Annotated in this window: 19 protein-coding genes; 10 read left to right on the forward strand and 9 right to left on the reverse strand. The window is 70.0% G+C overall.

Annotation, left to right across the window (positions count from 1 at the left end):
• Positions 1-62 precede the first annotated feature (62 nt).
• On the forward strand, positions 63-1,481 hold the full coding sequence (locus tag QP089_RS28925; RefSeq protein ID WP_285915673.1) for a hypothetical protein: 1,419 nt from the start codon (positions 63-65) through the stop codon (positions 1,479-1,481).
• 42 nt (positions 1,482-1,523) lie between these two features.
• Here QP089_RS28925 and QP089_RS28930 read toward each other — a convergent pair whose 3' ends face one another.
• On the reverse strand, positions 1,524-1,883 hold the full coding sequence (locus QP089_RS28930; protein ID WP_285915675.1) for a hypothetical protein: 360 nt from the start codon (positions 1,881-1,883) through the stop codon (positions 1,524-1,526).
• The gene (locus QP089_RS28935) at positions 1,880-2,122 is read right to left on the reverse strand and encodes a hypothetical protein (RefSeq protein WP_285915676.1); all 243 of its coding nucleotides are present in this window, start codon (positions 2,120-2,122) and stop codon (positions 1,880-1,882) included. Before QP089_RS28935 ends, QP089_RS28930 begins: the two co-directional genes overlap by 4 nt.
• Positions 2,123-2,269: 147 nt before the next feature.
• Here QP089_RS28935 and QP089_RS28940 point away from each other — a divergent pair, with 147 nt between their 5' ends.
• The 3 genes from QP089_RS28940 (at position 2,270) to QP089_RS28950 (ending at position 4,068) form a co-directional block, all read left to right on the forward strand.
• Positions 2,270-3,094, forward strand: coding sequence for a helix-turn-helix domain-containing protein (locus QP089_RS28940; RefSeq protein WP_285915678.1), 825 nt, complete (start codon positions 2,270-2,272; stop codon positions 3,092-3,094).
• Positions 3,091-3,300, forward strand: coding sequence for a DUF397 domain-containing protein (locus QP089_RS28945; RefSeq protein WP_285915679.1), 210 nt, complete (start codon positions 3,091-3,093; stop codon positions 3,298-3,300). Before QP089_RS28940 ends, QP089_RS28945 begins: the two co-directional genes overlap by 4 nt.
• A gap of 252 nt (positions 3,301-3,552) precedes the next feature.
• Positions 3,553-4,068, forward strand: a complete 516-nt coding sequence (locus tag QP089_RS28950; RefSeq protein ID WP_285915681.1) for a hypothetical protein — start codon at positions 3,553-3,555, stop codon at positions 4,066-4,068.
• 42 nt (positions 4,069-4,110) lie between these two features.
• On the opposite strand, the gene QP089_RS28955 is transcribed toward QP089_RS28950, so the two are convergent.
• From QP089_RS28955 to QP089_RS28975, 5 genes are all read right to left on the reverse strand, one after another.
• Entirely contained in the window at positions 4,111-4,734 is a 624-nt protein-coding gene (locus tag QP089_RS28955) for a LysE family translocator (protein WP_285915683.1), read from the reverse strand.
• Positions 4,735-4,799: 65 nt separating this feature from the next.
• Positions 4,800-5,606, reverse strand: coding sequence for an MBL fold metallo-hydrolase (locus QP089_RS28960; RefSeq protein ID WP_285915685.1), 807 nt, complete (start codon positions 5,604-5,606; stop codon positions 4,800-4,802).
• 81 nt (positions 5,607-5,687) lie between these two features.
• On the reverse strand, positions 5,688-5,870 hold the full coding sequence (locus QP089_RS28965; protein ID WP_285915686.1) for a TetR-like C-terminal domain-containing protein: 183 nt from the start codon (positions 5,868-5,870) through the stop codon (positions 5,688-5,690).
• 120 nt (positions 5,871-5,990) lie between these two features.
• The gene (locus QP089_RS28970) at positions 5,991-6,461 is read right to left on the reverse strand and encodes a carboxymuconolactone decarboxylase family protein (protein ID WP_285915687.1); all 471 of its coding nucleotides are present in this window, start codon (positions 6,459-6,461) and stop codon (positions 5,991-5,993) included.
• A gap of 83 nt (positions 6,462-6,544) precedes the next feature.
• Entirely contained in the window at positions 6,545-7,681 is a 1,137-nt protein-coding gene (locus QP089_RS28975; protein ID WP_285915689.1) for a S1 family peptidase, read from the reverse strand.
• Between the two features lie 213 nt (positions 7,682-7,894).
• On the opposite strand from QP089_RS28975, the gene QP089_RS28980 reads away from it, so the two are divergent.
• Positions 7,895-8,170, forward strand: a complete 276-nt coding sequence (locus tag QP089_RS28980) for a hypothetical protein (protein WP_285915691.1) — start codon at positions 7,895-7,897, stop codon at positions 8,168-8,170.
• 88 nt (positions 8,171-8,258) lie between these two features.
• Here the strand turns inward: QP089_RS28980 and QP089_RS28985 are convergent, their stop codons facing one another.
• Positions 8,259-8,663 carry a hypothetical protein gene (locus QP089_RS28985; RefSeq protein ID WP_285915692.1) on the reverse strand — a complete coding sequence of 135 codons (405 nt, stop codon included), beginning with the start codon at positions 8,661-8,663 and terminating at the stop codon, positions 8,259-8,261.
• 76 nt (positions 8,664-8,739) lie between these two features.
• Here QP089_RS28985 and QP089_RS28990 point away from each other — a divergent pair, with 76 nt between their 5' ends.
• Positions 8,740-9,471: a helix-turn-helix transcriptional regulator gene (locus QP089_RS28990; protein ID WP_285915695.1), complete on the forward strand. Its 732-nt coding sequence runs from the start codon at positions 8,740-8,742 to the stop codon at positions 9,469-9,471.
• Positions 9,472-9,478: 7 nt separating this feature from the next.
• On the opposite strand, the gene QP089_RS28995 is transcribed toward QP089_RS28990, so the two are convergent.
• Entirely contained in the window at positions 9,479-9,757 is a 279-nt protein-coding gene (locus QP089_RS28995) for a hypothetical protein (RefSeq protein ID WP_285915696.1), read from the reverse strand.
• A gap of 683 nt (positions 9,758-10,440) precedes the next feature.
• Here QP089_RS28995 and QP089_RS49135 point away from each other — a divergent pair.
• The 4 genes from QP089_RS49135 to QP089_RS29015 are packed head-to-tail and all read left to right on the forward strand — an operon-like array spanning position 10,441 to position 12,334.
• Positions 10,441-10,815, forward strand: coding sequence for an SseB family protein (locus tag QP089_RS49135; RefSeq protein WP_512699685.1), 375 nt, complete (start codon positions 10,441-10,443; stop codon positions 10,813-10,815).
• On the forward strand, positions 10,812-11,129 hold the full coding sequence (locus tag QP089_RS29005; protein ID WP_285915699.1) for a DUF6317 family protein: 318 nt from the start codon (positions 10,812-10,814) through the stop codon (positions 11,127-11,129). The genes QP089_RS49135 and QP089_RS29005 overlap by 4 nt, the downstream gene beginning before the upstream one ends.
• Before the next feature lie 50 nt (positions 11,130-11,179).
• Complete coding sequence (locus QP089_RS29010) at positions 11,180-11,983, forward strand: hypothetical protein (protein ID WP_285915701.1); 804 nt, start codon at positions 11,180-11,182, stop codon at positions 11,981-11,983.
• Between the two features lie 12 nt (positions 11,984-11,995).
• Positions 11,996-12,334: a hypothetical protein gene (locus QP089_RS29015; protein WP_285915702.1), complete on the forward strand. Its 339-nt coding sequence runs from the start codon at positions 11,996-11,998 to the stop codon at positions 12,332-12,334.
• Positions 12,335-12,402: the final 68 nt, after the last annotated feature.

The raw sequence follows: 12,402 nt of genomic DNA on the forward strand, positions 1-12,402 counted from the left end.
GGGTTCCCGGTAAATGATCTTGGCCATCGCAGTGGCCAGGTGACCGTCCGAGGAGAGCTCCCATGAAACGGCACCTGAGGGCGCTGGCCCGCGCGTGCGCGGCGACCGCGGTCGCCGCCGCCGGCCTGACGTCCGTCGCGGGCCCCGCCCACGCCGACGACCCGCCCACCCCCAGCCTGGACAACTACTACATGCGGCCCGCCTGGAACCAGGCGGAACTGCTCGACCGGACCAAGCAGCTGGACGCCGAGCTCCCCAAGCTCGGCGTGCAGAACATCCTGAACGAAGCCCCCCGGCAGGGCAGCACCGCCAGTGGCAAGGCGTGCAACCCGCAGGCGCTCGACACCAACACGTCGCGCCGTCCCGACATCACCTACAGCTTCTGCTGGGACGGGTCGGACTCCGCCGCGTCCGGCAACTACGAGTGGACGCCGCAGGGCATCTCCACCGTCGCCGACGCCCAGGACGACAAGTACTGGGGCTCGGCCCAGCCGTTCGTCACCACCTGGTACCAGCAGCAGCACGGCACCGCCGTCGGCCAGCAGTGCAAGTACAAGAAGGACGGCCAGTGGGCCGAGCAGACGTGCGTCAAGGGCGTCCGGATCTCGATCGTCGACCCGAACACCGGCAAGTACGCCCACGTCCTGCTCGTCTACCCGTTCGTCAACGCCTCCGGCAACGCCAGCTACATGAGCCTGCGCACCGCGCAGGACAGCAGCCACGGCTCCCTGCACGCCGGCGGCATCGCCTGGTACGGCAACTACCTCTACGTCGCCGACACCGCGCGCGGCGTGCGGGTGTTCGACATGCGCTACATCTTCGACCTGCAGTCCGCCGGCGATAAGGCGGACATCACCGACAAGACGAAGATCGGACGGCAGGACGGCAAGTTCTACTCGCACGGCTACCGCTACGTCATGCCCGAGGTCGCCGCCTACACCAACACGGTGCCGCGAACGGCCACCGGGAAGTACGAGTGCCGCAACAGCAGCTCGCCGAACACCTCTTTCGTGTCGATCGACCGCAGCGGCACCGACCACCTGGTGACCGGCGAGTACTGCGAGCTGGCCAACGGCGACACCAACGGCCGGGTCGCCGCCTGGCCGCTGAACGGCGACAACGGGCAGCCGGACCTGAACGCCACCTGCGTTTCCGACCTGCCGGGCCACGAGTCGATCCCGTGCTGGCACGCCGACGGCGCCTACGCGATGCCGGTCGACCACGTCCAGGGCGCCGCCCGCTACGACGGCACGTGGTACCTGAGCCAGAGTCGCGGCGACACCTCGGCCGGCGCCCTGCTCCACGCCCGGCAACCGGATGGGAAGACCGGTCTCCTCCGCTCCCTCGCGCCCGGCCACTACGCGGGGATCGGTCCGGAGGACCTCTCCTACTGGCCCGGTTCCGACGCCGGACGCAGCGGCCTGTGGACGCTGACCGAGCACTACGGCAAGCGCATGGTGTACGTGACACCGAAGCCCTGACCGCACGGCGGGCCGTCTCTTTGGGGAGGCGGCCCGCCGTTGTCATTCGTCCCGCAGAAGCACCCGCACGACCGCCCCGAGCCGCCGGTCGAGCATCAGCACCGCCAGGCCCGGTTCCCTGCACGCCGCCAGGCGTTCCCCGGTGCTGGACGTGAACCACCAGTCGGCGTCGTCCCTCGCGGCCGTGATGCTGTCGCCGAGCGACGGGATCCGCGCGTCCCAGACCCGCAGCAGCGGCGGCGAGCCCTCGTACCGGAACTGCACGCTCCACCCGCGCAGCCGCAGCCGCCGCGCCAGCCGGTTCAGCAGGAAGCACGCGAGCCAGGCGTCCGGCGCGGCCGGTGAATCCGGGGGGACGCCCACCGGCCGCGCCTCCTCCGATGACCGGATCCGGCCGTTCATCGGAAGCTCCCAATACGGCCCTGCGCGCGCGCCGCCTCCTTTGTCAGCTCGGTACGCAGTTCCTCCGGGCCCGCCCGCATCACCGTCGCGTCGACGCCGGCGCACGGATCAATGAGCGTCGCCACGTATTCGCCGGGCAGACCGTCCCAGCGACGCGAACGCCATATGCGGTGCCCGGGGAATTCCTGGCGCAGACGCTCGATAGCCGAGCTGTCCGGTTTCGATTTTGTATCGTCCATGGCAGGTCCCATGCTCGAATTCGCGGACGGGGAATGTGTTATAAGACTTACAGAAGTGCGTCGCTCCCCGCCAGCAACCCCCCACAGGGAAGGCGCAACCCCCCGAAAGATCAACGAAACCCGGCCCGGGTTTCCCGAGGAGATCTCATGGGCTCGCGCAACGAACCATACGAAGCTCCGGCAATTCAGGCATTCGCCTCAGAACTGACGGCCTGGCGAGAAATGGCCGGCCTCAGCAAGGCCGAACTCGCCGAGACCCTCGGCTACACCCCGCAGTGGATCGGCCAGGTCGAGGCCGCCAAGAGCATCCCGTCCAAGGAGTTCGCCCAGAACCTCGACACCCACTTCACCACCAACGGCGTCTTCGAACGCCAGCAGAAGCGCATCATCGAGACCCGCCACAAGGCCATCCTCCCGCCCGGCTTCACCGAGTACCAGGAACGCGAAGCCGAAGCGAACCAGATCCGGACCTTCGAGTTGACGCTGATACATGGCCTGCTCCAGACGGAGAGCTACATGCGTGCGGTCGTAGGGCACAAGCAGGAGGCGGATACAGCCGAGCGGCTCGTTGCTGAGCGCCTTAAGCGGCAGGAGCTCCTCATGCGCGAAAGCGCCCCCAATGTGTGGTTCACCCTCGACGAGCAGACGCTCCGGCGGGCCGTCGCCGACGAGGACATCATGCGTGATCAACTCGCGCACATCCTCGAGCTTGGCGAACGCTCGAATATCTCCATCGACGTCGTCCCACAGGATGCGAGGTACTACCCGGGGCTCGCGGGGAGCTTCACCATCCTGGGCTTCTCCAATGCGCCGGATGTCGTGTACGGCGAGATCGCAGGGCAGGGAATGCTCATCCAGGACCCGCGTATCGTCGCAGGCTTCGCAGTAAGGTACAACTCACTGCGGGGTTACGCACTCCGGGTGGAGGAGTCACGGACTCTGATAAAGAGCGTCATGGAGGAGTACGGATGATCAAAAGTGATCTCTCAACCGTGAAGTGGCGCAAGGCGAGCCGTAGCGCTCATGAAGGCGGTAACTGCGTCGAGGTCGCGCAGGTCGCGCCGGTGGTGGCAGTCCGTGATTCCAAGGACCCGGGCGGCCCGAAGCTCGCCTTCGACGCCCCCGCCTGGCGAGCGTTCACCGATCGCGTGAAGTCCAACCTCCACGACCTGCCCTGACGAGCCACGTCACAGAGGGTCCCTCTGGCGCCGGACGCTGGTGGCGCATCCGCGATCAAGAAAGGACCGGGACTGCGCGAACTTCTCCGTGCCGTCGCACATCCTGACGCCCGCGGCGGGGCGCGGGTTCGGGGCGGGACGGGTCGGATTGATCACGTCCCGGTGCGCCAACCCCGTCGAGCCGCGCCCGCATCTCACCCGGTACAGCGCGATCAAGAAGACCGCGCACCGAAGGGATGAAAGCGGGGACCCATGCGGAAGATCGCGATCACCGGGATGACGGCGGCGCTGGCGCTCGGCCTGACGGCCTGCGGCGGCAACGGCGACGGCCACGGCAACTCCGTGGCCGCCCCGCCCTCATCGCCCACCGCCTCCGCGTCCGTGCCGGGCGGCACCGCCACGCCGAGCGGCGCCTCCACCCCCGCGCCGGCCTCCACGCCGAACGGCGCCTCCACGCCCGGCGACCCGGGCGCCCCGACGGTCCGGCACACCCCGGCCACGGGACAGGGCGGCCAGCAGATCAGGACCAAGTGGGGAAAGCTGCGCTACATGGCGCCCGGCAAGTACATCGTCGGCAACGTCGCGTTCTTCACCGCCAACGACACCGTCGTGTACGTCGCCGGAGGCACCTGCCCGGACGGCAGCACCCCGCCCGACGACAGCAAGTGCTCCATCGACGGGCTCGACGAATGGGCGCAGGCCGCCCCGCACAACGTCAGCGTCCGCTTCTCCGGCCAGGCCGCCACCACCATCACCGAAACCCAGTGACCACCGGGCTCAGCCGCCGCCGTGCGCCCGAGGGCTTTCGGGTCAGGACTCGGCGGCCAGGCGGACGCCGAGTCCGAGGAGGACCACGCCGGAGACCTGCTCCATCCGGCGGCGGACCGACCGGCGCTGGAACACCGCGCGGGCCCGTCCGGCCAGCCACACCATCGGCAGGTACCAGATCATGTCGACCAGCGCCCAGATCACCGAGAACAGCACGAGCGTCGCCAGGACGGGCGCGCCGTGCGGCACGAACTGCGGCAGGAACGACACCGCGAACACCCCGGCCTTGGGGTTGGCGAAGTTGGTGACCACGCCCTGCCGGAACGCGCGCCCGTGCGAGACGGCGGACGTGGGGGCCGGCTCGTCGTCCACGTCGGTGCCGCGCCGCGCCTGCCACAGCGCCCGCGCCCCCATGAACACCAGGACCGCCGCGCCCGTGATGCGCATCGCGTCGTAGGCGACCTGCGAGGCCAGCAGCAGGGCCGACAGCCCGAACGCGGCGGCCAGGCCCCACAGCAGCACGCCGCACTCGTTGCCCATCACCGTCGCCACGCCGTTGCCGCGGCCGCTCATCAGCGAACGCCGGAGGATCACCGCCGTGCTGGGCCCCGGAACCATCGCGACCAGAAAGGCCGCGCCGACGAACGCCGCGAGCGAGGACATCATTCGCTCAGTATTCAGAGGCGGGCGTACCCGCACAACACCGTTTCCGTCCGGCGCTCCGGCCGGGGTCAGCCGAGCAGGTCGCCCGTCAGCGGCTTGCGCGCGGGCGGCGCGGACGCCTGCCGGGCCGGGCGGTCGGCGTGCAGGCCGTGGCGGTCGAGGGTGAACCGCTGCCCGTCGGCCGGGAACGTGACGTTCGGCCGGGTCGGGTCGGGGACGTCGTCGCTGAGGTGCGTGGACAGCACGTGCAGGCCGGGGTGGCGTCCCGCGAGCGCCTCGATCTCGTGCAGGCCCATGTGCCCGAGCTTGCCCTCGGCGGGGAAGGTGGTGTCGGCGATCAGGGCGGCACTGGTGGACGCCAGCTCCTCGACCGCCGGGCAGTAGGCGGTGTCTCCGGTGCAGCCCAGGACGGTGCCGTGCTCATCGGTGATGCGGTAGCCCAGGCCGGGGACGGTGTGCTGCACCGGCAGCGCCCGGACGTGGTAGCCGCGGCCCGTCCACTCGCCGCCCTCGTCGCCGATCTCGACGAACGACGGACGGGTCTTGGTGCGGATGTTCTCCCAGCTGCCGGGATAGGCGAGGTCGAACAGCCGCTGGACGCGGTCGGCGAAGCCGGTGGGGCCGACCAGCACCAGGTCGCTGTCGCGCTGCTGCAGCAGGCCCTGCTCCAGGAACAGGAAGACGATGTCGAAGAAGTGGTCCGCGTGGAAGTGGGTGATCAGGCAGACGTCGACGGCGGCGGGATCGAGCCCGGCGCGGCGCATCGCCTTCATCGACCCGTTCGGGGTGTCGATCAGGACCTTGCCGTCGACCAGCGCCGACGAACTCATCCGGTCGCTGACGATCGAGCCGGTACCGATGAACCGCAGTTCCATGCCGTGCGCCTCTCCTGGACACGTCGCCTAATGCACTACTCAACGTAACCGGAGATGTCGTTCGGTAACCGTGAGAAGTCCCTATCCCGCGCGCTCGCCGTTCGTGCTGATCAGGAGGAGGCGGTCGACGAGCGTGCCGACGTGATCGGGGGCCGGGGGCCCGGCGCCGAACAGGGCGCGGATGTACATCGGAGCCAGGATGTGGTCGAGGACGTCCAGGGCCTCCGGCGGGTGCTCGCCCCGGTCGCGGGCGCGGCCGAGCATGGCCTGAGATGATCACCACGTCCATGAGCAGCGCTTCGAGGGTGCCCCGGCGCCGGTAGACGCTGGTGTCGCGGAGCGTCCGCAGGTCCCCCAACCGCCCCGGAGGCGGACCGGTGAGGGCTAGCCGAACTGGCCGGGCTGGTAGTCGCCGGCAGGCTGGCGGGTGATGACGTTGAAGCGGTTGTAGGTGTTGATGAGGGCGATGAGCCCGACCAGGGCGCTCAGCTGCTCCTCGTCGTAGTGCTTGGCGGCGTTCGCCCAGGTCGCGTCGGAGACCCCGGCGCCGTCGGCGAGGCGGGTCCCCTCCTCGGTGAGCTCCAGCGCGGCCCGCTCGGCCTCGGTGAAGACCGTGGCCTCCCGCCACGCCGCGACCAGGTTCAGCCGCAGCGCCGTCTCCCCGGCCGCCGCGGCGTCCTTGGTGTGCATGTCGAGGCAGAAGCCGCAGCCGTTGATCTGGCTGGCGCGGATCTTCACCAGTTCCTGCGTCGCGGCCGGCAGCGACGACTCGGCGATGGCCTTGCCGGCGGAGTTGATGTACTTGCCGACCTTCCCCGCGAGCGGGTTGCCGTAGAAGTTCAGGCGGGCGTCCATGGCGGTCTCCTCGGTTCTCGTTGCCGCTTACACCCACATGACGGAACGGACCGGCCGCGTGTGACATGTCCCCGCGAGGAGAATCAGGGAATCTCGGCGCCGAACGTCTGGAGCGCCTCGGTGACCGGCTGGAAGAACGTCACGCCGCCGCTCTGGCAGTCGCCCGAACCGCCCGACGTCAGCCCCAGCGCGGTGCTGCCGCTGAACAGCGGGCCGCCGCTGTCGCCGGGCTCCGCGCAGACGGTCGTCTGGATCATCCCGCTGACCGTCCCCTCGGGGAAGTTCACCGTCGCGCCCACCGCCGTGACCCGTCCGGTGTGCACGCCCGTCGTGCTGCCGCTGCGCGCGACCTGCTGGCCGACCACCGCGTCGGCGGCGTCCGTGATGGGCTGCGCGGTGCCGTCATGCAGGTCGACCGCGCTCTGCCCGTCCGCCGTGGACTGGACGAGCGCGAAGTCGTCGCCGGGGAAGTCGCTCTGCACCGTCGTGCCGACGGCCTCGGCGCCTTCCTGGTCGGCGGTCCAGTTCTGGACGATGTTCCCGCAGTGCCCGGCGGTGAGGAAGAACGGCTGCCCGTCCCGCTGGACGTTGAAGCCCAGCGAGCACCGCGCGCCGCCGCCGAAGATCGCGTCCCCGCCGAGCGTCGCGAGCGTGTGAAGCCGGCCCGGGAAGCGCACCATCCGCACGGCCGTCCCCATGCGCCCCGCCTCGCGCCGGACCGCGGCCATCCGCGTCCCGGTCACCGAGTCGTCGGTCCACATCACGACCTGCGACGTCGCGGGATCGACGGCCCAGCCGGTGCCCGGCGTCCCGGCCATCGACCGGCGCAGCGCGGTGGTCACCCGGTTCAGCGCGCGCGGGGTCCTGCTCATCGTCTTCGGCACGGCGCCGGCCGCGCGCACCGCCGAGGCGTCCGCCGCGTTGGTGACCGTGACGACGGGCCGTCCTGCGGGGTCGACGTAGGCCCCGGCGGTCCGCTCGCCGAGCCGTGCCGCGACCTTGGCCGCGAGCGCCGCCGCCCTCGGCTGCGACTGCGCGGCCCGCGGCCGGGGCTGCGCGTGGGCCCGCGTGTCCCCGGCCAGTTTCGCGGCCTGCGGTCCGTCCTTGGCCTGGACGGCGTACAGCGATCCGGCGACGAGACCGGCGGCCCCGGCGACCGCCGCGCCCGCTCCGGCCACGGTGCGCAGACGACGTTTCCTCGCGGCGTTCCGGCGCCTCATGAGCCCTCCAGCTCCCGAGATGACGATCTACGGGAGGGGGTACGGCGCCGTCCCCGCCGGAGTTCAACCGCACTCGCGCCTCCGCCGTTTCCGCTGGTCAACCCGGAGTTGCGCGCAATGATCTACTCACTGTCAGTAGTCGCGCGGATGCACTCCGGGTAGGTCTGCCGGCGAATCGCGGGCCCCGCCGGGGCCCTGGCATCTGGAGGAAGCATGAAGATCCGGACTCCGCTGCGCTCGGCCGCGCTGACCGCCGCCGGCCTGGTCATGGCCGCCGGCCTGGCCGCGTTCGCTCCCACCGCTTCGGCGGGCGCGGCGGAAACCACCGCGGCCCAGGCGCATCCCCGCCCGTGCCCGTACGGGACGTACTGGGACCGCTACCTGCACAGGTGCATCCGCGCCCACCACCACGGCCACCACCACGGCCATCACGGCCACCACCACGGCCATCACGGCCATCACGGCCATCACCACGGTTACGACCAATAGCGCGCTGAGGGCGGCCGGTCGTCTCACCGAGAGCGGCCGGCCGTCCTCTCGCCGAGCCTGCTCCTCCGGACGGGCGGCGCGGCCCCGGTCAGGCCAGGTCGCGGGCCAGACGCGTCGCGCCGATCGCCATGTAGGCGCCGGTCAGCGCGGTGAGCGAGGCCGCGGCATGGCGCGGGAGGTCGCCGCGGGTCAGGCGCGCGACGCCGTGGACGGTGTCGAGCGTGTCGACCAGCAGCGCCAGCCGCTGCCAGCGGGACCGCTCCGCCGGCGGCGCGGTCAGGTAGCCGAGCCCGAGCGCGACGGCCCGCGCGCCGAAGATCTGGATCATGTAGCCGAGCTCCGGTGACGGGCGCACCCCGTAGGCCCGGGTCAGCGCGTTCGGTGCCGCGATCGCCGCCGCGCCGAGCACCACCCGGCCCGCCGCGAGCCCGCGCAGCGCCGTCGCGAGCGCGCCGCCGCCCGCCGCGCCGGTCCGTTCGTCGTCGGTGGTCATGCTTTCTTCGCGAGTGTTCACGGCATTTATGCTGGCGCGCATGGCCGTCCCGGCACTTCCACGAACGTGCGCTCGCGTGCGGTTGTGGGTCCGGCTCGGGCACGTCGTCTACGTCGGCCCGTCGCTCGGCCTCGGCCCGCATTCCACCGCGGTGGCGTGCCTGGGCGTCGGCCTCGACGCACCGTTCACCGTCCGCGCCGACGGGCTGCCCGGCCTGACCGCCCGCAGCTTCCTTTTCCGCGCCAGGGTCCGGCACGAGGTCCGCGACACCACCGGCCGGATGCTGTTCTGCTTCTTCGACCCGACGTCCGCGCGGATGGCCCGCTCCCTGGGCGGGATGCGGCGCGACACCGGCGGATTCCACAGCGACCACCACCGCGAGGCCGACCTGATCGACCTCGCCACGCGCGACGAGGTGGACGTCGAGCGGCTGCTGGCGGCGGCGAGCATCCCCGTTCCGCAGGCCCGCGACCCGCGCATCGTGCGCGCGGCGGCCCGGATCCGGGACGATCCCGCCCGTCCGCAGCGCGCCGAGTCCGCCGCCCGCGAGGCGGGGCTGTCCAGGTCGCACTTCCTGCGGACGTTCGCCGACCAGACCGGCACGAGTTTCCGCCGGTACGTGCAGTGGGCGCGGATGCTGCGGGTGGCCGAGGCGTTCGCCGACGGCCACGACTTCACCCGCGCCGCCGCCGACGCGGGATTCGCGTCCCCATCCCACCTCAGCGACACCTTCCGCGGCATGTTCGGCCTCACCCCCACGGCCCTGGCCGCCCTCGCCCCCGAACTCGTCCTCGACGAGCCCCGCTGAACGCCGGTCAGTCCGCGCCGTACCAGCGACGCACGTCGCCGGACGACAGGAGCCGGCCCGCCGCGAGCAGCAGCCCGCCCGACAGCACGCCCGGCGCGAAGTACACCAGGCCGGACGCATCGAACCCGGTCGAGACGGCCAGCGCACCGAACGCGACCATGCCCGCGAGGAACACCAACCCCAGCGCGTTGGCGATGAACTGAACGTAGACCCACGCCTTCGGACCGCCCCACCAGCCGCGGACCAGCAGCGCCAACACGGCGACGACCCAGAACAGAACCCACAACAGAGTCGACGCCGTGGACTCATGCCGACCGGCAGACCCCCGCCGCCCCGCGGTAGCGGACCACAGACCGACCCCGCCCACGGCCAACCACCAGGCGACCAGCACCCCATAAGCGACATGCAGCCGCCCCGGCCGATGCTCGGACCACGTCCGCGACCGCGGCGCCGGCGCCCTGAACCGCCCAGAAAACAACACCCCCGCACCCTACGACCCCCGGCCGGGCGGTCGCCGATGATCACCCCACACCCGCAACCCCAAGACCCCACAAACGCAACGCTCCTCGGCACGTCACACCAGGACGCAGACAAAGGACTCACGAGGCCGCACCCGACCGGGACATGCCGTCGTGGCCAGCGAGCCGCGCCGGCCGGAGGTTCTCGTAACGCGGCGCCGTCCGGAGACCGCATGATTGTGATCATTCGCAGGGCGATGCGTTCTGCAATAGGTGCCATTCGGACAAAACCCTGTTGGTCGGGTGTGGGAGGCGCTCTGAAAACCGGACCGGCAGACTGAAAAGCGCCTCTAGATGACTACATCCTGTATTGTGATGACCACGTCGCGTCAATTAGTCGAATCTGGTGGAGGTCGGCAAGGTGGAGCCGAAAGCTCGCTCTTCTCTGGCGGCCAAGGTGAATCAGAGCACCCCCTACGCCCCCGGGGACACAGGTGAGACCGCAGCGCGGATGGCCGCCGCGCGCTCCACTCCCTCGGTACCTCGGGCGCTTGCCGGAGCCGGTGCGTCCCGGTCGTCCTTGCGCTCCAGCGAGACGGCTCCGAGTGGACTGTCCAGCGTCTATGTCCCCACGACCCGTCGGGCAAGGTCGGGCGAGAAGCCCGAATACCAGCTACGCGTCATGGAGGACGGCAGACCGGGAATCGCGGTGTACACCTCGGTCGACCGCCTCAGGGAGTGTCTCGGGGACGAGCAGTCCTGGTCCGAGGCCTCGCTGCTGGAACTGCTCTATCTGGTGGGCACGAAGCGCATCGGCGTCGCCCTGAACCCGCGACTGGATCTTGACCTGACCCGAGTGCCGGCCACGCCGGGGGCCGGCACGTGAGCAAAGAGATCGAAGTCGTCTTTGCCGACGTGCTTAAAACCTCGGAAATCTTCAAGGACGCCGGTAAGGCGTACGCCGACATCGTTCCCGGAAAAATCGGTGCGGTGCCTGAGGTGACCGAGGGGTCGCTTGAGGATGCGATCTCTTCCGTTCTCAACGCGATCGAGGTCATGTACGACGCTCTCGGCTTCTCGATGCAAGCACACGGGGAAAAGCTCAAGTACGTGCACGACAACTACCGGAGAGCCGAGAAAGATGTCCAAGGCCTCCTTGACAGGATCGATGATCCGGACGGCATCCAACCCACGTTCTGAACGCATCGCCAACCTCTCGCAATGAGAGAAAATAAACTCGGAGGTAGGAAGTGGCTCCGAAGGAGGCCGCACCGATTCCGCCAGGCGTGCAGCCGGTGGGAGGCTTCTTCGGTCTCGGGGTGGACATTCGCGGCTTGGCGGCGCTCGCCACGAAGCTCTATGGATACGCCCCCGCCAGCGAAAAGGTCGTGGAGCAACTCCAGGGCTCGGTCGGACGGCTGGTCGGCGATGCCGGCTGGAAAGGCGATGACGCCAACAGGTTCCAGGACGCATGGGGAGCCGACGCGAGCGACGCCAGAAAGCTCTCGATGTTCACCGATGACGCGGCCCAGATCCTGGACGATCTTGCTTCGGCGTTGGCCGAGCTCCAGGTCGCGGCGAACAATCGCAAGCTCGACTACGAGCACCAGAGCACCCGGCCGGCCAATGACCCGCAGGTGCAGCAGGACCTCGGCGTGATGCTGCGCGATGCCCAGGCCAAGGCGAGGGAGATGCAGTCGGATGCTGCAAAACGCCTGGTCGCCCTCTATTCGGGAGAGAAGAAGGGAACTTGGTCGGTACTGGACGCCGTCAAGGTCCGTGCCTTGGACGATGATGTCTCAAAGAGGCTCAGGGACAAGCTTGGAGACGTTGAAGACGATCTCGATGACGGGCTGCCTGACGATGACTTTCCCTGGACCGACTTCGTCGGCTGGGCAGGAGGTGGGGCCGGGCTGGGGGCCACTGTTGGGGCGTTCTTTGGCGGGGTCGGGGCCGTTCCCGGCGCTACGCTCGGCGGGGGGATCGGCCTCGTCGCCGGTGGGGTGGTGGGCGGGGGAAAGTGGGCCATCGATCAGATCGATGACTGGTTCTGAAGAGGTGCTCTCGTGCCCGTGATTGTTTTCGGTGCGCTGGTGTACGCGCTGCTGGGGCTTGCGTGCATCGCGGTGGGTGTGAGAACGCGCAAGGGCATGGGCGAGTACAAGGTTTCCCGCAGAATCAAGGTGAGGTACGACGAGCTCCCGCTCCGGGAGCGAATGCGCACGGGTAATGCCCTGTTGGTTCTCGGGGTGGCGCTGCTTCTGTGCAGCCCGTTCGGCCTCCTTCCGGCGGTCGCCATGGCGGTGCTCTTCCTCGTGGCCCTCTGCGCCTTCGTCGCCTACCTGGTGATCCAGGTGAATCTGCGAAGGGCCGCGCAGGAGATCGCGCGCGCGAAGGCGGATTGATCCGGCCGTCCAGAAGGGGCCCGAGCGGGCCACGCGGGCGGCCCCCACGTGGGGACCGCCGCGCGCGG

This window comes from Actinomadura opuntiae (genome assembly GCF_030283205.1).
In the GTDB taxonomy this organism is placed as follows: domain Bacteria; phylum Actinomycetota; class Actinomycetes; order Streptosporangiales; family Streptosporangiaceae; genus Spirillospora.

Coding starts and splice junctions, on each gene's coding strand:
- QP089_RS28935 (WP_285915676.1), bottom strand. CDS start 2,122: ATGGACGATACAAAATCGAAACCGGACAGCTCGGCTATCGAGCGTCTG.
- QP089_RS28945 (WP_285915679.1), top strand. CDS start 3,091: ATGATCAAAAGTGATCTCTCAACCGTGAAGTGGCGCAAGGCGAGCCGT.
- QP089_RS28930 (WP_285915675.1), bottom strand. CDS start 1,883: ATGAACGGCCGGATCCGGTCATCGGAGGAGGCGCGGCCGGTGGGCGTC.
- QP089_RS28950 (WP_285915681.1), top strand. CDS start 3,553: ATGCGGAAGATCGCGATCACCGGGATGACGGCGGCGCTGGCGCTCGGC.
- QP089_RS28925 (WP_285915673.1), top strand. CDS start 63: ATGAAACGGCACCTGAGGGCGCTGGCCCGCGCGTGCGCGGCGACCGCG.
- QP089_RS28985 (WP_285915692.1), bottom strand. CDS start 8,663: ATGACCACCGACGACGAACGGACCGGCGCGGCGGGCGGCGGCGCGCTC.
- QP089_RS28965 (WP_285915686.1), bottom strand. CDS start 5,870: ATGCTCGGCCGCGCCCGCGACCGGGGCGAGCACCCGCCGGAGGCCCTG.
- QP089_RS28940 (WP_285915678.1), top strand. CDS start 2,270: ATGGGCTCGCGCAACGAACCATACGAAGCTCCGGCAATTCAGGCATTC.
- QP089_RS28955 (WP_285915683.1), bottom strand. CDS start 4,734: ATGATGTCCTCGCTCGCGGCGTTCGTCGGCGCGGCCTTTCTGGTCGCG.
- QP089_RS28970 (WP_285915687.1), bottom strand. CDS start 6,461: ATGGACGCCCGCCTGAACTTCTACGGCAACCCGCTCGCGGGGAAGGTC.
- QP089_RS28975 (WP_285915689.1), bottom strand. CDS start 7,681: ATGAGGCGCCGGAACGCCGCGAGGAAACGTCGTCTGCGCACCGTGGCC.
- QP089_RS28960 (WP_285915685.1), bottom strand. CDS start 5,606: ATGGAACTGCGGTTCATCGGTACCGGCTCGATCGTCAGCGACCGGATG.
- QP089_RS49135 (WP_512699685.1), top strand. CDS start 10,441: ATGGCCGCCGCGCGCTCCACTCCCTCGGTACCTCGGGCGCTTGCCGGA.
- QP089_RS28980 (WP_285915691.1), top strand. CDS start 7,895: ATGAAGATCCGGACTCCGCTGCGCTCGGCCGCGCTGACCGCCGCCGGC.